Raw genomic sequence first — 20448 nt, 5'->3', positions numbered from 1 at the left:
ACTAAAAATCAATATTATATGATGAAATTTAGTCAGCTTGACTCCCATTATAAATTATATATCTCGTTAGTTTCAGCGGCAATCGCATTTGGAATTTCCGGGATTTTTTCTGCGGACTTCCCGATCCGTCTCATGTTTACTTGGCTCACGTACTCAGCAGTCAACATTGCACTATCTTGGATGACCATTCTTACCTCGCATCCGAAAGATGTTAAACACGAGGCCCACGCACAAGATTCAAACCGGAGTCTGGTCTTTCTGTTTATGCTCGCAGCAGCATTCTCGAGTCTCTTCGCCATTGTGATTCTCTTGCAGGAAAATGCAGGCAAGCATAATCAGAACATGGTCGGAAGCATAATCATTCCACTACTGTGTGTAGCTGGCTCGTGGTGGATGATGCATACCGTATTCACACTTCGATATGCGCATTATTATTATTGCGATGTTGACCATGAGACCAAACACCGGGTTGAAAAACCTGAGGGACTGGATTTTCCGGGTACCAAAGAACCTGGTTACATGGACTTCGTTTATTTCTCGTTTGTTGTCGGAATGACATTTCAAGTGTCAGATGTCGCGGTTACCTCAAGCCGAATTAGAACACTTGCATGGGCCCACGGTGTGCTTTCATTTGCCTTCAATGCTATTATTATCGCCCTCACTATAAACGTGCTCTCGGGTATGGTACAAAAATAAAGTATATGGATGATAAAAGAATTATAGACGCTATCGAGCAGACACAGGGACTCGATCAAAAAATCAAGGCCAAAGCGCTGGAAATTGCCATGACCTTAGAAGGAAGGGAGAGTCTGGGAGAGAAGCTCGTCACTATCATAGCGATCAAAAAGGCACAGCAATGGTTCATTAACCTGAATGGCTAAAGACGTTGCTGAAATTATTAATCACAATAAAAATCTTATGCAAAAACCAAAAATCATTGAAAAGAGATCTTTTCCAAAAAACAATGGCCCCGCTAAGAAGAAAAAAAAAATAAAACCACGATTATCACTTCCGGTGATGATATTCTTTTATCTGCTCATGATACTTTTAGCGATTGCAACATTTTTGAAGGTGAAACATTTCATTATTTCTCACTGGAACAAGGATAAAGAGCGAACTACTTTCAAAATCGAAGGTAATTTAAATCTCATAGAAAGGAGTGAGGTATGAGGAATAAAAATCTTGTTTACCAGAAGCTTTGTAAAAAAGTGGCAGAACATGTGGAAATGTTATTTGCGCTATATTGGACACCGGAACTGGTTTATCATGATCTGCAACACACAGAGTTAGTAGTAAAACGTGCGATGGAAATTGCAGCAGATTACTGTCTGAGCCAGGAGGAAAAATTTATACTCTATGTTGCTGCATGGTTTCATGATACTGGCCAGTTGCTTGTACCACCAGCATCACACGAGGTGCGAAGCGTTGAGCTGATGTCTGTTTTCTTTCAGGAACAGAAAATATCGCAACCATTTATAGAATCAGTCAAACAGTGTATCCTCGCAACACGGTTGACTACTGAACCTACCGGCACGCTCGAAATGATCCTTTGTGATGCTGATACCTTCAATCTGGGTACAGCTTCCTTTAGATTGACAGATGATATGGTCAGGCAGGAATTTCAGCTTCGAAATGCCATGCCTTCAGGCGACTGGAACGAAAACACATTAAAACTTTTAAAGAACCATCGGTTTTACACACCATATTGCATCGAGCGTTTAACCGAAGGGAAAATCGAAAATATTGCCTTAGTGGAATCGAAAATCGCCGGCAGGACATAAACAATAATTTATAAATGAAGAATTCACTTTTTATATTTTTTTTAATTTTCTTATCTACAGGTCTTGCCATAAATACCAAAGCACAGCGACCTGCAGATAGTCTTACAGATATCGGAATGAGAGATCCAGAATCTTTCAGGATCAAAATGAGGACAACAGAAATTGTAGCCACTTCAGCTTCCATTGCTTACGGTGCTATAAAACTTGGAAACCATGGTTTAACTGATGTAGATATCGCTGCCCGTCAGGAATTTGCGCTTGAACATCCACATCCAAAATTTAGGGTAGATGACTACCTTCAGTTTGCACCAGGTGGAGTAACCCTAATTATGGGTGCTGCAGGAATAGAAGGAAGAAATCGATTCGGTGACCAGGCCGGAGTATATCTGCTATCCAATCTGATCCTGAATATTACTACCCAGTCTATCAAGCGCATCACCAAAGTGCCGCGTCCGGATGGCAGCAGTAACGCTTTTCCCTCAGGACATACTGCTGAAGCCTTCGCCTCAGCTGAATTTATGAGTCTGGAATACGGCCGAAGATCTATAGCTTACCCAATTGGCGCCTACGCTTCAGCAGTTGCTGTTGGTTATCTTCGGATGTATAACAATAAACATTGGCTGAGCGATGTGGTGACTGGTGCGGGGGTAGGTTTTCTTTCAACACGTTTGGCCTACTTGATCTATCCGGCAGTTAAGCAACTATTTTGGAAAAAGGGAACAAAGAATGCAATGGCATTACCCAGCTATAATCATGGGATGGTTGGTGCTTCTTTAATTGGAAATTTTTAGTTTATATGTACAGACGAAATCCAAAAAGGGTAAAGCCGAAAACGAAACAGGTTGATGCAAGAGCCTCAAAAAAAAAGAAGTTTCAAAATATTATTTTGATTGTTTCAATTGCATTAATTACGATATTTTTCTGGTTGTTAATCTTTATTTCAGGTAGGATAGCCCACAAATAAATTTATTTTTAACACAAAACGCCCTGGCAATGCCGGGGCGTTTTGTTGACCATCAGTCTTCTTTATCAGGATATAAAAACATTATAAAGGATATAGCCAAAAGAGATACAGCGAGGAAAGTGACTAGCAAATACTTAAAAAAACTCATGAGAGAAAAGTTACTTAGTGATTGAACCTAAACATAAGAACGACATACGCCGTAAATAGAATCCATAGCAGGATTAGCGGAATGATTTGCTTGAAATGTTGGCGGATAAAACCCCTCAAAGATCGATTTGATTCGGGGAATAAAATAAAAGGAAGCTCATTTTTTTTACATCTTTGGTTTTTTCTCTCGACAATCATTAAATGAGAAATAATGGCATTATTTTTTTTTGGCGCGGCCAAATTAATTTTTTGATCCCTTTCACTGCAGGATCTGTTCTTTTTTTTGAAATAGCGGTTCAATTGTGATTTCAAGTGGAATTGATTTAAATTCAATAGACATTTTCTTTGGTTTTGTACATGTTGATACATACCTCGACATAACTTGCAATGACATTACGGAAAGTTCATTAACGAAATTGCAAGACGCTGATCAACGTACTTCAGTCTTATTACCGACCGAAAATTCAGACAGGATACCACGTTCAACGTAGTACATAAATGCTGACGAGCTAAGAAAAAATTACGCCTTTGGTGGCCCCCTTAAAAAATCAGAAGTAAGATGTGGGGGAAGGGGTAAGGCTACAGATAGATGCTTATAAGCAACTTTTACAGTTAATACACTTGGGAGGTAGACGATATCCTCATTCCACCACAAAACCGGATAAGTAAAATGCGAAATACCTAACTCGTCATTTCCATTCAGCCTGATAATGCTCGTCGCATCTTTCTCATAGACCAAATCTTCCAGCACAGCATCCGTAATGCTTCCCAAAGAACCATCTAACGCTGGCGTACCGCCCGTTTGTTGGCACTGCGCGAAGATATCCTGGTGGTGATGGGCAAGTGAACGATGACCGAGTACAAAAATCTCGGCTAAAACAATTATCAGGATTGCAAACTGTTTTCTCATCTCCCACAAAAATAGAATTATTTTGTAAACAATAGTGCAATTTTTCTATCTCTAGCTGTTAAATGCTATTAGCGATTTATTTTTTTTAATTTGCTAAATATCAATTGGTTAATTTATGAGAGCCACTATAGCCTGAGTGTCGTCCTTGATTGCAAGTATCCTGATTCAGCGATTACACTCTAAAATTGTAAATGATTTCAAACAATATAACCTTAGGAATGTTATTTATTTAAATTATTAGGAATATGAAACGTTTGGTTGTGATGCTTATTGCAGCATTCTACCTTCTTGGGTTAACTGACATGCAGATAGCTGAGCCTATGGCACTAAGCAGCCAATTTGGTGCATCCAAAGACGGTTCAACCTTTGTCCGCGAGTCGCAGAAGGTTTATAGCTCAGAACATGATCTTTGTTCAAGCTTCAATTTGAATTTTGTCGTTCAGCAATTTTATAGCAGTGTACCGGACTATCCTTTTAATTGGCTCTTTCCAATTAGCCTTAAAAATAAATATTCTTTTAATTCCCTTGATGATATCAATTTCTCAGGGACGATGTTTTTTTCAAGTGAGAGACCACTTGTCTGGAGTAAACTACCAATTTATATCAGAAAGCAGTCTTTTTTAATATAGGATTATCGTGCGTAAGCTAAAAGATAATTTTATTCACTTTTTAAACATCATAGATTATGGAAAATTCACATAAAGATCACCAGCACCATAGCGGTAACACCGCAGCTAACGAAAAACATCACGAAGCAGAGCATCATGCCCACAAAGAACACCATGAAGGTGCTTCACATGCTAATGAGCCAGAGCATCATCATGAAGCAGAGCACCACGAGCATAGCGAACATCATGGCAATGATCGGGAAAAACACGGTGAAAAGGAGCATCACAAACACGAGGAACATCATGGCAAGGATGCAGGTAAAGGTCCTGAACAACATGATGAAAATGAACATCATCCCCACAAGGAACATCATAAAAAATAGTTGTAGACTAATTGGTTAATTCAGGTTACTCCTCATTCAATAGTCTCCATTTAACCGGTAAATGTTCAGAATTGACATTTGCCGGTTTTTCAGTGCTTTATTTTGCTAACAAATGCTCTTCCTGAATCCAATTAATATTAAAGAAAATAGGTGTCAATATCCTTTTTGAACAAATAGTGAAAATATCCTGTTTATTTCTTCTAACCATGGTACTTCTGCTGAGCATCTTGCCCTGCCAGGATGGATATGCCATGCAGAAAACTTCGGAAAGGGCTGAGATTCATAAAAGCGGTTTTTCAAATAGTTTTAGCGCCCAGGACCGTGAATCATGCTCCCCGTTCTGCGCATGTTCATGCTGTAGCGTGGCCGATGAAATGATCTGTGTTTTACAACTTTCCTTTGATTTTGACCCGGTAATATTTGAATATAATACTCCCAGGAATTTAAAAGTACCTTTAGTATTCTTTGCGGTTTGGCAGCCGCCGAAACTGGCTTAGGGAGTGGTTTTTCCAGAGATTTTGCCAATATCAAGGTAAAAGATTCAGGATTGATCTTCTTAAGGCCACAAGTGAAGGAAAATACTGCCCTTCGCTAATTGGCATTTTCCCCTCTTTTAAATAAACTTCAGTTAAAACGACATTTAAGTTCCGCTTAGATGGATACTATAATATTTCCGAAATGTTAAGGAAAATCCAAAAATTTTTCAAGGCCCTGGGGCCGGGCATCGTTACTGGTGCGAGTGACGATGACCCCTCAGGGATTGCTACCTATTCCCAGGCAGGTGCAAAATATGGCTTGGCAACGCTATGGACCGTAATTATTACTTTTCCCCTGATGGCAGCTATTCAGGAGATTTGTGCCCGCATTGGTCTGGTTACGACAGTTGGGCTTACCACTACCCTGAGGAATCATTATCCAAGATGGGTGCTGTACATGATGATTATTTTCAGCGTACCGGCAATTATCCTCAATATCGGCGCCGATATAGCGGGAATGGGCGCTGTGGCTCATCTGATATTTCCTTCTGTAAATGCCATGGTTTTTAGCATCATATTTACCGCTATTTTGCTTTTCTTTGTTATCTACCTTCCTTATTCAAGATTTGTTTCGGTGTTGAAATACTTGTGTCTCACCTTGTTGCTATATATTATCGTACCCTTTTTTACTAAGCCCGACTGGCTTGCTGTTATAAGAGCAACTTTTATTCCCAACATCAGATGGGATAAGGAATTTATCGGAATGCTGGTTGCGATACTGGGTACCACAATATCCCCATACCTGTTTTTTTGGCAAACCACAATGGAAGCAGAGGATGTTAAGGCTGTGAAGATGCAGATGATGGTCAACAAGAGGCTGGTCAATATAGATGGTGAAAGGCTTAGCTCCAAAGATCATGAGAAAAAAGAAAAACGGTTATATCGTTTATTGATCAGTAAGATGGGAATTGACGTCAACCTTGGTATGCTGCTCTCCAACCTGATTATGTTTTTCACCATTTTGGCTACCGGAACAGCTTTGTTTAGTCAGGGCATACGCCAGATAGATACAGTAGAACAGGCAGCAAAAGCGCTTGAACCAATCGCCGGGAAGGCTTCCTATCTTTTATTTGCAATAGGGGTGATTGGAACAGGTTTCCTTGCAATTCCAGTTCTCAGCGGTAGCCTTTCATACATTATTTCCGAAACCTTTGGATGGAGCGGAAACCTGGATAAAAAATTCAGTCAGGCCAGGCCATTTTATGCCATTATCATTGTCTCCGTTATCATAGGTCTGCTAATAAATTATATAGGCGTGAGTCCGATCGATGCACTGCTTTACACCGCTATCCTTTACGGGATTACCTCCCCGGTAATCATCGCTATCCTTTTGCATATTTCTAATAATAGAAGGATCATGGGAGATTACACAAATGGGCTAAAGTCAAATATTCTAGGTATTGCAACTTTTTTGCTGATGACAGTTTCTGCAATTTTCCTGATCTATCTTCAGTTTTCATCATAAATGTTCTTGCCCGATGATTGTTACAGGTAATACCCAATTTCCATTTTCTCTTAAAAGTATAGTACTCTTACTCGTGCCTGTACTTTTTTTGACTATACATATCAACAGCACTACGTTTCTCATAGGTTTGGATAAAAGGATGCTTGCTATCGTTAATAATCCTCGTCATGATTTTTGGGATGCATTTATGGTCAAGGTATCCAGCGTCTATTTTTGGATACCATTTTACTGTTTTCTGCTGCTCGGGATTTCCGGGCTGGACAGGGTGAGGTTTCTGAGGATCATAAGCTGCATTGGGGCGTATCTGTTAATTTCAATAACATGTTTGATGATTTTTAATATAATCTTTGGACACCCCAGGCCATTATATGATCATCCCTTACTGTCCGGATTAATTATGTGGGGTAGTGGGATGGGGCCAGAACAAGGATGCCTCCCGCTATCCTCGGTATCTGCCGGGCTGGTTCTTTTGATTGCAAAATTTTTTAAAAGCAAACATCTTCCTTTTACCGTTCTAAGCATTTTATGGGCCGCTGTATTTACCTCTAGTAACTTATATAATGCCTGGAACTATCCTTCGGAAATCCTGGTTGGTGTAACAGTTTGCGCAGCTATTGCTTTGATAACATTTAACATTTACAAAAGAGTAAAATAAAAAAAATATATGCAGCCTCAAAAACTTGATGCAATTAAAATATTGCTCTTTACTACCTTTCCAGTAACACTGCTAATTTTTGGAGGAATTGTCGTGCTGTGGAAGCGACCCTCCGAGCCTCTGCAGAGCACCATCCTGCATTTTGCAGCAGGTGTAGTTTTCTCTGTGGTTGCAGTTGAAATCCTTCCTGATATGATACGCATTCACGATACCCTGGCAATAATCATCGGATTTATGCTAGGCATCTCTGCAATGCTTTTAATAAAAAACTACACCCAAAAAATCGAAAATCAGACCCAAGGGAAGGAAGGTAGTAATTTTCTTCCCTGGGGAATGGTTGTAGCAGTCGGGATTGATTTGTTGCTTGATGGATTGCTTTTAGGAATTGGCTTTGCTGCAGGTTCGAAAGAAGGTATCCTTCTTGCCCTGGCGCTTGCCATGGAATGTCTCTCACTGGGACTTGCAACAGGGACGAAACTGGTACAATTGGGAATTTATAAAAAGCAAATTTTTACAGTCCTGGTGATGCTGGGGCTACTTTTTGTTCTCGGAACCGCTGGCGGGTTCTTTATGCTGAATTTTACAGGAGAAAAGACCTTGGAATTTGTACTCTCTTTTGGCTGCGCAGCCTTGCTTTTTCTGGTTACAGAAGAACTTTTGGTAGAAGCCCACGAAAGCAAAGATTCACCTTTCTACACTGCTGCATTTTTTGCAGGTTTTCTGCTGTTCATGGTTTTGGGACTTATCATCTAGAGATTTGCTTTGCATCAACTATTTAAAATAATTTAAAACTAAAAATATAAAAATTAAAGCTATGGCATGGACATCAGAACATTACCCTTTCGAAATGAATGAATTGACACCTCAGGTAAGGGAAAAAGCAATTGAGATCGCAAACGATCTGAAAAAAACAAAAGAAGTGAGTGAACTTAATATTGTTGAGGTCGCAATCAACCGTGCGCAGCAGTGGTTTATTAACCTTGAAGGATAACGAAGCTCGAAAGATTTTATCATCGTATTCAGATTTTGCTATTCTGCTTTTTCATCCCGGCTATTGCGTATGCATGACTGTGCATTTAGCCAATTTATGAATTGGCCTGAAAAAGGATTTCTTTCAGAGAAACACAGAATGTTTTCCTTACAACTGGGCTAAATAGCTTCTATTTGATTTTTGTCCAATGAAATGTCCCGTTTTGTTGTATCACAAAACCATTTGTTTTATTATTTTCGATTGCAAATGCTCCTATGGCATCAGAAATATCCTTGAACTCGAATTTGGACTCGGACTGAAAAACAAATTGTAGTTTCTGACCTGTTGAGGTAGTCGCAACAAGTCTTCCGTTTTCCATATTAACACTGATTTTTCGTTTCGGATCTTCGGATAATTCATAAACACCGCAATAAAGGGCTAAGACGGTCTCATTTTGTTTGAAATCGGTTTGGGTAGATTTTCCCAGAATAAGTGTCGAAATACTTGTAGATAATTCCTCTGTAGGTGCCTGATCGCAGTTCGCCAAAATAACTATATATACGTCCTGATCTGGGTAGTACAACTGTTGTGTTCTGTATCCAGTCATCGCACCGCCATGTGAAATTGACTTAAAGTTACCTAAGTGACCAAGCATCCAACCATAGCCATAATTTATGAGCGTGCCATCCTTTAATTTTGCGGGGGTAAATGCTTTTCTCAGACCATCCTTCTTTAGCACTTTGCCCGACAATAATCCCAAATGCCACCGGAATAAATCATCAACATTAGAAATCAATCCGCCAGCGGCAAAAGGGAGGCTAGCTCCCCAATAGTCGGCTTTTAGGTACTTCACGCTACCTTGGTAACCGCTGGTGCGCCCAGGTAAGATCGTATTCGAACTGTCATAGAATGTGTTGTTAAGTCCTAATGGATTAAAGATGTATTCCTGCAGGTAACTTAGATAACTTTTTCCACTGATTTGTTCGATAATGTAGCCCAATAGGACATAGCCCGAATTGCTATAGCTATATCTGGAGCCGGGTTTAAATTCCAGCGGCTCATCCTTGAAATAATTTATAAGCTCCTCAGGTTTGAAATCGTGCCGGTCGATAAAGGGATCTTTATCGTTCATTTGCATATAATCCCTTATTCCCGAGGTATGAGTTAGGAGATTTTCGATTGTAATCTTATAACCTTTCTGTGGGAATTTGGGGATGTATTTTTGGATACTGTCCTGTAGAGATAGCTTTCCCGATTCCATAAGCTGAAGCACCGCTACAGCAGTGAATTGTTTAGTAATAGACCCAAGGTTGAACAACATTTCAGGCCTCATCCCAACGCTTAATTCCAAGCTTGCCAAACCAAATGCCTTTCGATATTCTATTTTTCCTTTCTTTGCAACCAGTACGGCTACACCTGGAGTTCCGGAATTGAACTTTGCCAATAATATGCTGTCCAGCGGGGCATCGAAGCCGATGGTTTGGGCTGATTGGGCTGAAGCACTAACGATCAAAAACTTTAGGATAATAAAAAGAAATAGCTTTTTCATAAGATTTAATTAAGATCCAAAGCTCTGTAAACATCTGCTAAAAAAAATATCCTTAATTTATCAAATCGCGATTTGAGAAGTGATTTTATCTGCGAATTTGGATTTCACGGAATTTCGAGGGCGCATAGCCGGTCGATAATTTGAATACCCTTTGGAAAGTGGCCTGCGAGGAAAAGCCACATTCAAGAGCGATACCTGCAATGGTAAGATGTTCACAATCTGTGCCGGCAGACCTTTTCTTAAATTCGTTTATGCGATAGTCATTGACAAAATCATTAAAATTTTTACCGAAGTGCTGGTTAATCAGTGCCGACACCGTTTTTGGTGGATAGTTAACCAATTTCGCCAATGAAGAAAGATTGAGGTCAGGATTTAGATAAGCACAATCTACCTCCATCCTTATTTTGATAGCGATTATGAGTGATTTAAGGTCAGTTTCGCTCAAAGTTTTCTTGATATCAAAGATTCGATCCCTGTCCCGTTTTTGGTACTGGGAATGCATGTAGCCTTTTATGCCCATCCAATATATTAATACTGCAAGCGGAATGTAAATTGGATACCAGCCAACAAGTTCCAACAGTTCATTTCGGTAACTTGGGATGAGGTAGGGGATGAGATAAATTAGCCATAGCGCCTCGAATGCTGCGAAGATATAAACCAAATTTATCAGCCACTTAAAATTGACCTTTTGAAAGTTGCCGTATTTTTTATGGGCTGATAGATGTTTATATGCCAGATAGGTGTATAACGTTAATGACAGCCAGCGGATAACGTCGACATAGACATTAAATTCCTCAATGAAATTTACCCATGCCCGGGGATCTCTCTCGATCCACCCAAAGATAGTTCCTAGAAGATAACTGGCAACTAAAAGTGACGGGATAAGCTCAATAAAGACAGGATAAAAGTGGTATTTATACACGGGGTCATCCCTTAATTCAGACTGATCAAGACATCTAATGTAGAAATAAAGTAGTGGTCCGATTGGCAGGATTAAGATCATGGGCACCAGCTGAACAATAAACTGGATTATACTTAAATTGAACCAGTTGACATAGTTCCCATAAAGGTTAATGCTCGCTAGTGCAATGAAGAAAACAAGAAGTCCCAGACATCGGCTAGCTGTTCTATTGTATTTGGAAAAGAATAACAGTGTACTCATGATAAAGCCCTGGATTGCTCCGAAAAGAATAACGGTATTGAGGATATCAGTTATCTTCATGATGATTAAAATGATTGCTAGATGCCATATTCATTATTTAAGCTTTAATCCTGATAGCGTGGTCAGTTAATGAGTTTAGGGATCATGTCAAATATTCCTTTTTGATAACAGGCCAATCGCTGTCCAGATAATTACTTTTTTTGCAGAAACTTGCTTTTAAAGTATATGGCATAGCGCTATTTAATTATTTCAGAAATTATATGGTCGAGCATCAAATTTAGTTTTTTGAAATCATAATTTTTGAAATCAGGCACTTTCAATTCCGTAAATATTTTTTGGTAATTTTCTTTGTTTAATAAGGCACCTTGATAAGTCCCTGTCGTACTTATGAAACTTGACCATTGAACTATCGGAATTGACTGGGTTTTATATGTCAGGTCTAAAAACATTTCTACCGCTACTGCCCTTCCATTAATATCCTGATCGGTCTGGCCAGTGGGTCCAGTAGTGTTAAACTTTGAAAATTCCGGCAGACTCGGATAGGCGATTGAAATGAAATTACTAGGGCTGGATACCTTGCCGATGGTGATGAGTCCCGCCTGACCTTGGGCATCATTGTCGAATATGAAGATGATCCTTCTTTCGGTACCGATCTTGGTGAGGCCCTTAAAAAAATTGCAAAGGTTTCCTGCACCACCAAAGGGATAGTTTTCCTCCATATCCATGTACTCAAAAGGTCAGCAATATTAGGCTTGAGGATTTCCATTGCTTTTTGAATCACTGCTACATCTGTCTTACCTTCGGTAACAACCAAATACCTTTGTTGCTTGGTTGGTGGAGTAATAGCAGCATCACTTCTCAGGCAGAGTTCTATTTTTTGATTTTTAGGATTATTCGCCAAAGCAGCTAAAATAATATAGGGGTCGATTTGCTCAAACAGATAATAATCGAAACTTCTGATTTTTTGTATCAGCTTGCCGATGGGAGCAAAGGCCGGCAGGGAGAGTATTCTGCGTTGGAAAAATTCTCCTAAACCAGCATCCCCTTCATGTTCACCAAATCTTATCCCACTAACCTCGATAGTAGAAAGGGTAGAGATGAACTTTTCCACACTAAGGTTGCGAATTTCAGGAATTTCATAGGGTAGATGTTCAAATTGTTCGCGCAAAAGTTTTGGCAGGTTTTTGAAGGAATAGCCGAGCAGATCCAAACGATCTTTTACTTCAATTAATTTTTTTCCATAACCTGGGGCTTTTTTCGTCGAGAATTTTTTTGGCTCGTCCTCGTTATAATAGAAGTATGAGATATCCTTTCTATCGCCAGTCTTGAAAAGTATAGTATGATCCTTTTGAAAACTACCTTTTGACCAATCAATCTCCAATTGACCCAAACCTAAATATAGATATTCTTCTTCCATTAATTTTAAACGTTTGTTTTACTTTAAAAAATATATTTTTTTATGAGCGGTTTATCTTTGAAAGCGCTCCCGATATGGTGTATCTTTAAGTCCTTTTTCTTTGAAATATGAGTCTAGATTTTTACTAAGTTCTTCCCTGATCAACGAATGTAAAGGAAAGGGATCCAATAAAAACCATATCGTGCGTGATCCCTTCATCCTGATTTCGTAATCGATTCCATCTATCCGGACGGACCACTGATCTGGATTGTTTTGTCTACTCTCAAAACCCTTCGGACAGTTTTTGTCATCTCCTTTAAAAAGAAGATAACGGTTATCAACTGGTTTTTCGCTGACACAATGGTAGGTTTCAACGAAAGCTCTTTTAGATGGATCGAAATGCCATATATAAATGATCAGCTGGTATTCTTTAAACAGGCCGAGTTCCTTGTGCAAATAAGGGAATTTCTCTTCTATAAATACAGGATATATTTGCGAAAATTTTTCAAGCATTATCTTCAGCGTTTTAAATGCATCTTCCTCTTTCAAACCCATCCATGGTCCAAAATTTGGAATGCCCGGTATTTTGAAATCAGTGTAAGGAGAGGAAATCTCCACTACTCCCAATTTTGTTAGGTAACTCATGTAATGTTCGATAAGTTTCATGTCGAATTTCTTTGAATCAAGAGTAACAGTTACCTTTGGTAAATAGCCACTTGCAATAAGTGTTTCAGCGTTTTGGATTTGGTTATGGTAGTTCCCCGCTTTCTCTCCCATGAGCCCGTCGATACCATAGGTGCTAATTTTTATACCTTGTCCAAAACTCACTCTTTGCTCTATTGTTACAGGAAGTATTGCAAGTATCAACGCCCTCAAACGTTCAATTGAGATGGGAAAGTTTCTATCGGGCAGTCCCAAAAATTGATAAAAATCTTCTGTGAATTTAGCCAGGTATTCCCTTGCGGCCATCGGATCCGGAATGCTGAGATGAATTTTGTCGATAACTTTAAATACATCTTTACATACCGTTTTTAAAGCGACTGCATCCGGCATTTCTCTAATGCTGTTTCGATCACCAGACCATTGCAGGCTCAGTGCACCATCTTCCAGGAAAATCTCATCTTTGTGAATTTCGTCAATATCTTTTACCTGTTTGATTAGGGGGCTATTGTCTGTAAGAGCTTGTGGAATGATAAAAAAAGTTGAAGTATTAGGCTCATAAGCAGCAATTGCAATTCCTATTTTCCAGAAATTAAAATATAAAATCTGCTTTATGGTTCTGAATTCACAGTCATAAAGGTTATTTAAGATATCTAAAAAAATATGGATTTCTCGAATTTCGGCATGATTCAACGAAAAGGCTGGCATAATCCTATCATTTAATCTTCCCAGTTCCATTAGAAGAGCATTGCGTTGATTCTCTATAAGATCGTACTTTACATATTTAGCCTTTGTTTTTTCAAGGATGGTATTCCAGAAATCCAGATAGTCATGATTGGTCCCGTCCAAAAATTGTTCCTGAAGCATTGGCAAGGCAACCGTATCACCTTTTATCTTGGGAGACAGTTCTCTCAGCAGCGCATAGTCAAGGTGCCGCCAATACGCCTTTTTGTTGACTTGGTCTACAACAATAAGAATGACAGGTAGCATTTCCTCCTCAACATAAGCTAAAAGAGCAAGTTCACATTGAAAAGTTGGGTTTGTTTTTTTTTTCTTTGATAGGGTTTTCAGCTGGACATCTAATCGGCCTTTCGGAATCTGATCTTTCCCCGTTAAGGTTAGAATTCCATCGGTATTCGGTATCTTATCCATTACAGTAACATAGCCTTTAACAAAAGTTCTGTCTAAAAATCCATGGAAGAGATCAATTGAGGTCGATTCAGAAGCGGATGTATTTGGGTACGGTGCCGGTTTGGAGTTGATCAGTTTTTTTCTATACATGGTTTGTAAGTAGAATTTCAAAATATGGCAGAAAGGGAATTTGGAACCCAAACAAAAAGTTTCTTCTTTGGATTTTGGCTGTTAGCATATGGAGTCATTAATTTTTTAAAACTACAAATAGTTTTCAATCTGTCAATTTTGATATGTTGAAAATTGAAAAAACATTCTCCCATGCAGTTTTATCATTTGTTCTTAACAAACTCACCAGGGTTTTCATATTTGAATCATTGAAAAATGTGGAACTCCCATTGAAGCTAAACAGTTCAAATATTTTCACTAAAAATGCATTTTGGATTAAGCTGTTCTAATCAACTAATGTTTTTTAACTTGAACTATCGGAAACCTTCAATATTTTCTTCAATTATGGAAAAGATAGTAAACCAGGCGTTACTTAAAAGAAATATGCTTATTGCATCATTATTTGTTACGAGTTTTGAAATGCTAAAGAATACAATTCAAGAAAAGATAAAAAGCTTTCTTTGTCCAAACTCGACCTATAATGCCCAAGGCGAATTTGAATATGAAATTAGTAACGAATACCGTTCTGATGTACTGGATAAAAATATTCCTGGCATCAATAGAAAACGAACCCCAGAGTATCATTTGTTTTATTCGTCATGTCTTTGGTTGAGGGAAAACAGCGTATTAACTAAAACAGATTTTCTTTCTCTTCAGCAAATACGCAAACATAGGAACTTAATTGCCCATGAACCAGTTAGGCTTTTGATTGATGAAAATTTAAATGTTAATATGGAATTGTTGCGAAAAGCTCAAGGATTATTAAATAAGATTGAAAAATGGTGGGTTGTCAATTTCGAGATTCAGGTTAACTCATTTTTTGATGGACAGAAAATTGATGAAAGTGATATTAAAACAGGTTAAACGATCTTTTTAGATTATCTCATGCATGTAGCAAATGTGGAGACTGACGATTCAGCTTTTAAGTATAAATAACATTTTTGAATACGCTCTCTGTGCTGATTTTTACGCTATAATTAGATAAGGAAAATAATCCTAAAAAGTTATGAATCATGTTGATCAAATGCTATACGCTAAGCCCAACCTGGCGCATCATACGGATCCTTGGGCATGTGGGTATGTTGGCAGGGTACTATTGTATTAGAATTGATGTAAAAAACTTACTGGGATAGATTTATATTTTTAATTTTATAAGCGGCCAAAATCATTATCGTAAAATATGTTTTTTTCAAAAGAGAACGCTCCATATTTTGTTATCATTAGTGTAAACTAGCTTACTTGAAGTTTCTGCCGCCGTGAAAAGCGTCCATGGTTTTCTTCGCTGCATCTTCGCGCACTTGTGTCCTTTTATTTAGGGCTGGATAAGGTGCTGTTTTTCCATCGCCACGCGCCAAGGTCAATACCGGCAATTCATCAACTTCCCGCTGCACGAGCTTTCCGAGCATTTTTGTAAAGTCAAAACATTTGCTCACGACCACGTGTACCACCTGTCCTTCGCGCTGCAGACGGCCTTCTACCATGAGCAACCTTGCGTGCAGGATTTCTTTTCGATAGGTTTCAAACAGCTTTTCGAACACGACCAGGTTAGAATATCCTGTTTCATCTTCGATGGTAATAAAACACACTCCACCTGCAGTTCCAGGGCGCTGTCTAACCAGAACCAAGCCTGCTACTTTTACCAGCTGTCCATCTGTGGAAATGTTATTGATATGGTGGCATGTGCGGATATTGAGCATATCCAGCTGGGGACGCACGAAACTCACCGGGTGAGCCTTTAAGGATAATCCGACGGTAGCGTAATCCTGCACCACGTGTTCGCCCTTTCCCATTAGCGGGAGCTCGACCTGTGTTTCCAGCACACTCTCCGATGCCTGTCCCTTGAACAGTTCTACCGGCATATCCTGCAATGCAGAAACTTCCCAGAGCGCCTTTCTCCGGTCCATGCCCATCGAACGAAAAGCATCGGCATCGGCCAGTCTTTCCAATGCTGCGATAGATACACCAGCATCGCGGATTGCCGATATACTTTGAAAACCAGCGTCTCTTCCACTGATCAGCATCTCCATATCATCTTCCCTTATACCACTGATCTGCCGAAAGCCCAACCTTAGGGCAAAATATTTGCCCGATTTTTCTTCCAGTTTATTATCCCACACCGAATGGTTTACATCCACCTCCCGCACCTCGACGGTATGTTTCTGCGCATCGATAACAATCTGTGCCGGCTGGTAAAATCCCATGGGCATGCTGTTGAGCAATGCCGCCGCGAAGGCATCGGGGTAGTAATGCTTTAGCCAGCATGAAACATAGACCAATAGCGCAAAACTCGCCGCATGGGATTCGGGAAAGCCATAGCTTCCAAATCCTTCGAGCTGCTTGAATATCCTTTTGGCAAATTCCAAAGAATAGCCCTTAGCCAGCATCCCATCGATGAGCTTCTGCTCATACTGATTGACCAAGCCCTTAAACTTGAATGTGGCCATGCTCCGCCTAAGCCCATCGGCCTCGGCCGGGGTAAAGCCTGCCGCAACGATGGCGATCTTCATCGCCTGCTCCTGGAACAGTGGCACGCCCAGGGTTCTTCCCAGGATTTCCTTCAGCTCGGGCGAGGGGTATTCAACCGGCTCTTCGCCATTTCGCCTGCGCAAGTACGGGTGCACCATATCTCCCTGTATAGGGCCAGGCCTCACGATTGCTACCTCGATTACCAGGTCGTAAAACTCCCTTGGCTTTAGCCTCGGCAGCATCGACATCTGTGCCCGGCTTTCGATCTGGAAAACGCCCAAGGTATCGGCCAGACAGATCATATCATAAACCTCTGGATCATCCTGAGGGATATTCGCCAGCGTATATTGTTTTCCATAGTGATCCCGGCAGAGATCAAAGGCTTTTCTGATGCACGTAAGCATTCCCAAAGCCAGCACATCAACCTTTAAGAATCCCAGCGCATCGATATCATCTTTATTCCATTCGATATTTGTGCGGTCTTCCATCCGGGCGTTCAAAATAGGGCACAGGTCGGTAAGCTTCCCCTGGGTAACGACAAATCCTCCGGTATGCTGGCCCAACTGCCGGGGAAAGCCCATCATCTGCGCGGTAAGCTCGAGTGTTTTTTTTAGATGCGGATCATTTGGATTCAGTCCCTGCTCGGTAACCCTTTTCCCCTCGAACCACTCATCGGTAAACTCCCATATGGAACTGGATAAGCGGTTGATCGTATCTACCGAAAGTCCCATCGCTTTGCCCACATCACGGATTGCTCCCTTCTGATGCTGCTGGGTAACGGTAGCTACGATTGCCGCTCTATCCCTGCCATATTTATCATAGATATACTGGATGATTTCCTCTCTTCGCTCATGCTCGAAATCCACATCGATATCGGGAGGCTCGTTTCGAGCTGGTGAAATAAAACGCTCAAAGAGCAGATCAAATTTCATCGGGTTTACCGAGGTAATGCCCAGAACAAAACAGATCGCAGAATTGGCCGCCGAGCCACGGCCCTGGCAGAGAATGCCCCGGGACCTTGCCTCCCGCACGATATCTTCGACAAAAAGAAAATAATTGGCGTAATCCATCTTCTTAATAAACTCCATCTCATGACCTATCATATTAACCACCTTCTCTGGAACTGTTTCCCCATAAAAATCATGGGCACCTTTCCATGTAAGGTACTCGAGCTCTTCGAGTGGTGTGCGCCCGTTTTTATTGATTTCCTCGGGGTACACATATTTGAGCTCATCGAGGGAAAACTCGCAGGCCTCTGCTATCGCCATTGTATTTTCTATAGCGCTGGGATATTTTCGGAACAACCGCTCCATCTCGGCAACCTCTTTCATATAGCGTTCCGCATTCTGATGCAACCGGAAACCGGCTTCCTGTATAGTGCATTTTTCCCTCACACATGTAAGCACATCCTGCAATTCTCTTCTCGAGGGATGGTGGTAATGAATATCGCCCGTTGCGACAACGGGGATATCGTAGAACCTTGACAGCTGTGAAGTCCTAAATATCAGCTTATCATCATTTCCCATATATGACCTTGTTGCCGCCAGGTATAACTGGCCTGCCAATGCTTCCCTGTATTCAGCGACGGATGAGATAAAGGCCGGCTCATATTCAAATCTCCGGTTCAATTCCCCTGGCATAACAACCGTAAATATGATATCCTTGCTATGGGCATAGACATCGGCCTTTGAAATATGGCAGGAACCTTTCTCCGCTCGCATATTGCCCAGGGTCAAAAGCGCGGACAATCTACCATAGGCTTCCTTGTCAGTGGGATAGGCAAGAAGACTCGGTCCATCCAGCAGATCCAGTCTGCAGGCGGGTATAAGCTTTACGTTTTTTTCCCAGCAGGCCGCATGCGCACGGACAATGCCAGCCAGCGTATTTCTGTCGGTGACCGCTATTTTTTTATAGCCGAAAGCCTCGGCCTGATCGACCAGTTCATGAGCATGTGATGCCCCGCGCAGGAAGCTGAAGTTTGAAGTAATCTGTAATTCACTGTAAGCCATATCACCGTCGTTTATGCAAAAAATCCATGGATAAACCACTTATAAGTCTGCTCTCCTCCATAATGGCCGGAACGGAATAGCCAATAACGGCCGCCCTGCTCGTCCTCCACTTGGTAATAATCCCTATGCTCCCCCTGATCTAACCACCATTCGCGCTCGATCCGCTCGGGACCATCGGCCTTTGCAATAATATGCCGAACCCCTTTATAGATAAAGAACTTAGGGGGATGGTCTGGGATGATTGCCATCACCTCTATTGGGACAGGATTTTTGAGCAGCTCTGTAGGCCGGGGCTTACTGGTCCTCCAGCTTACCTGAGATTTATCCGTAACAGAAACCGCTCTCAGCACCGATCTCTCCGGCCAGTATTTTGTAGCCGGAAGATAGCGGTGGATTACCTGTGGGCCAACTTTTCCCGCCACACGGTCGAGCAGCCTGATTAGCCCCTGATCATCCAGTCCCGGCGTTGAAGTCCACATCTCTTCTTGGGGAACCTGAACATCATCCACCTTTGGCGCATCCAGCACAAAAAGTTCGATGCCCAGCGCTGGCCTGATCTGATCGATCTTTAACTGAAAAAGCTTGAACAAATGACCTGCACTGTGCGATGCCCCACTGGTTCCGATGTCTACCTTCACGATTTTTCCATCGATCCGGTAGCAGGTAAGCAGGCCCGTGCGCAATCCCTTACCTTCGGTCTGCATTCGCCTGCACAGCTGATCAAGCAATTTATTGATGGCTATCTCTATCGCGTTCCGCGTCCTGATCGGCTCCAGGCATGCGAGCCTTTCGCTAAAGGGCACGGGAACCTTTAGGGGCATCAGCACTTCATTTTCCGTTCCGATGGCCTGTGCCAAGCGCAACAGAAAATCCTCGCCAAACCTTCTCCGCAGCACCGATCTGGGCATGCCGATAAAACTTTTTATCTGGTAAAATCCCAGTTTGCGGAGTTTGGCCAGCACGTTATCTTGGAGCCTAAGAGCATCGGGAATAAGTCCCAATAGCGCATCAACCTGTTCTCCGGGTGGGATCAAAGGGGTGATTTTGCCGAAACGGGACACTGCCCAGGCTGCACCAGGTGTATCGGCGATGGCCAGCCTCACGGTATATCCCTTGCTTTTGAGCCTGGAAACGATTTCTTTTAAATAATTCCGTTCGCCTCCCCAAAGATGGCAGCATCCCGAAACGTCCATCAAAAGTCCATTCATTCCAAACTCATCGATTGCCACTATGGGCGAATAGCGCACGCACCACTCGCCAAGGCCCTGAAGCAATTTTCTCTGGCGACCCGGTTTATCATCGAGTACCTCAAGACCGGGACATATCGCCTTAGCATCGGCTGCCCGCATTCCGACTTCGACACCAAAGTCCTGGGCAATAGGGCTAACGGCGGTAATCTGGATAAACCGCTTCAAATTGACCCCTCTTCGCCACTTTAAAAAGCCCCCCTTTGCCGAGTTAATTTGATAAGGTCCGCCAAAGCAAAGA

At 41.4% G+C, this 20448-nt stretch carries 18 protein-coding genes; 11 read left to right on the top strand and 7 right to left on the bottom strand.

Going from position 1 to position 20448, the window contains the following annotated elements:
- Positions 1–18: 18 nt before the first annotated feature.
- The 5 genes from ACIQXP_RS23975 to ACIQXP_RS23955 are packed head-to-tail and all read left to right on the top strand — an operon-like array spanning position 19 to position 2572.
- Positions 19–696, top strand: a complete 678-nt coding sequence (locus ACIQXP_RS23975) for a DUF1345 domain-containing protein (protein WP_387508345.1) — start codon at positions 19–21, stop codon at positions 694–696.
- Between the two features lie 5 nt (positions 697–701).
- Positions 702–881: a hypothetical protein gene (locus ACIQXP_RS23970; RefSeq protein ID WP_387508343.1), complete on the top strand. Its 180-nt coding sequence runs from the start codon at positions 702–704 to the stop codon at positions 879–881.
- Positions 874–1170 carry a hypothetical protein gene (locus ACIQXP_RS23965; RefSeq protein WP_387508341.1) on the top strand — a complete coding sequence of 99 codons (297 nt, stop codon included), beginning with the start codon at positions 874–876 and terminating at the stop codon, positions 1168–1170. The genes ACIQXP_RS23970 and ACIQXP_RS23965 overlap by 8 nt, the downstream gene beginning before the upstream one ends.
- On the top strand, positions 1167–1781 hold the full coding sequence (locus tag ACIQXP_RS23960) for an HD domain-containing protein (protein ID WP_387508339.1): 615 nt from the start codon (positions 1167–1169) through the stop codon (positions 1779–1781). The genes ACIQXP_RS23965 and ACIQXP_RS23960 overlap by 4 nt, the downstream gene beginning before the upstream one ends.
- 14 nt (positions 1782–1795) lie before the next feature.
- Entirely contained in the window at positions 1796–2572 is a 777-nt protein-coding gene (locus ACIQXP_RS23955; protein WP_387508337.1) for a phosphatase PAP2 family protein, read from the top strand.
- 840 nt (positions 2573–3412) lie between these two features.
- On the opposite strand, the gene ACIQXP_RS23950 is transcribed toward ACIQXP_RS23955, so the two are convergent.
- The gene (locus tag ACIQXP_RS23950; protein ID WP_387508335.1) at positions 3413–3802 is read right to left on the bottom strand and encodes a hypothetical protein; all 390 of its coding nucleotides are present in this window, start codon (positions 3800–3802) and stop codon (positions 3413–3415) included.
- A gap of 245 nt (positions 3803–4047) precedes the next feature.
- On the opposite strand from ACIQXP_RS23950, the gene ACIQXP_RS23945 reads away from it, so the two are divergent.
- The 5 genes from ACIQXP_RS23945 to ACIQXP_RS23925 all read left to right on the top strand — a co-directional run bounded on the left by ACIQXP_RS23945 (position 4048) and on the right by ACIQXP_RS23925 (position 8440).
- On the top strand, positions 4048–4431 hold the full coding sequence (locus ACIQXP_RS23945; RefSeq protein ID WP_387508333.1) for a hypothetical protein: 384 nt from the start codon (positions 4048–4050) through the stop codon (positions 4429–4431).
- Between the two features lie 56 nt (positions 4432–4487).
- Entirely contained in the window at positions 4488–4793 is a 306-nt protein-coding gene (locus tag ACIQXP_RS23940) for a hypothetical protein (RefSeq protein WP_387508331.1), read from the top strand.
- Positions 4794–5471: 678 nt separating this feature from the next.
- On the top strand, positions 5472–6794 hold the full coding sequence (locus ACIQXP_RS23935) for an Nramp family divalent metal transporter (RefSeq protein ID WP_387508329.1): 1323 nt from the start codon (positions 5472–5474) through the stop codon (positions 6792–6794).
- 664 nt (positions 6795–7458) lie between these two features.
- The gene (locus ACIQXP_RS23930; RefSeq protein ID WP_387508327.1) at positions 7459–8202 is read left to right on the top strand and encodes a ZIP family metal transporter; all 744 of its coding nucleotides are present in this window, start codon (positions 7459–7461) and stop codon (positions 8200–8202) included.
- A 61-nt stretch (positions 8203–8263) separates the two neighbouring features.
- A complete protein-coding gene (locus ACIQXP_RS23925) occupies positions 8264–8440 on the top strand; it encodes a DUF2188 domain-containing protein (RefSeq protein ID WP_387508325.1) in 177 nt (58 codons plus the stop codon).
- A 169-nt stretch (positions 8441–8609) separates the two neighbouring features.
- Here ACIQXP_RS23925 and ACIQXP_RS23920 read toward each other — a convergent pair whose 3' ends face one another.
- From ACIQXP_RS23920 to ACIQXP_RS23905, 4 genes are all read right to left on the bottom strand, one after another.
- On the bottom strand, positions 8610–9968 hold the full coding sequence (locus ACIQXP_RS23920) for a serine hydrolase domain-containing protein (RefSeq protein ID WP_387508323.1): 1359 nt from the start codon (positions 9966–9968) through the stop codon (positions 8610–8612).
- Positions 9969–10053: 85 nt separating this feature from the next.
- Positions 10054–11190 carry a helix-turn-helix domain-containing protein gene (locus ACIQXP_RS23915; protein WP_387508321.1) on the bottom strand — a complete coding sequence of 379 codons (1137 nt, stop codon included), beginning with the start codon at positions 11188–11190 and terminating at the stop codon, positions 10054–10056.
- A 397-nt stretch (positions 11191–11587) separates the two neighbouring features.
- Positions 11588–12547, bottom strand: a complete 960-nt coding sequence (locus tag ACIQXP_RS23910; RefSeq protein WP_387508319.1) for a HEPN/Toprim-associated domain-containing protein — start codon at positions 12545–12547, stop codon at positions 11588–11590.
- A gap of 51 nt (positions 12548–12598) precedes the next feature.
- A complete protein-coding gene (locus tag ACIQXP_RS23905; protein ID WP_387508317.1) occupies positions 12599–14467 on the bottom strand; it encodes a DUF4365 domain-containing protein in 1869 nt (622 codons plus the stop codon).
- Positions 14468–14830: 363 nt separating this feature from the next.
- On the opposite strand from ACIQXP_RS23905, the gene ACIQXP_RS23900 reads away from it, so the two are divergent.
- On the top strand, positions 14831–15349 hold the full coding sequence (locus ACIQXP_RS23900; protein WP_387508315.1) for a hypothetical protein: 519 nt from the start codon (positions 14831–14833) through the stop codon (positions 15347–15349).
- 371 nt (positions 15350–15720) lie between these two features.
- Here the strand turns inward: ACIQXP_RS23900 and ACIQXP_RS23895 are convergent, their stop codons facing one another.
- Together ACIQXP_RS23895 and ACIQXP_RS23890 are read right to left on the bottom strand one after the other, a co-directional pair.
- Entirely contained in the window at positions 15721–18960 is a 3240-nt protein-coding gene (locus ACIQXP_RS23895; protein WP_387508313.1) for an error-prone DNA polymerase, read from the bottom strand.
- Positions 18961–18971: 11 nt separating this feature from the next.
- Entirely contained in the window at positions 18972–20375 is a 1404-nt protein-coding gene (locus ACIQXP_RS23890) for a Y-family DNA polymerase (RefSeq protein WP_387508383.1), read from the bottom strand.
- Between the last annotated feature and the right edge of the window lie 73 nt (positions 20376–20448).

Origin of the sequence: Pedobacter suwonensis (genome assembly GCF_044762335.1) — a bacterium.
Lineage (GTDB): Bacteria > Bacteroidota > Bacteroidia > Sphingobacteriales > Sphingobacteriaceae > Pedobacter.
Note: the sequence above shows the minus strand (reverse complement) of the source record. Positions and strands in the feature narration are given on the sequence as shown.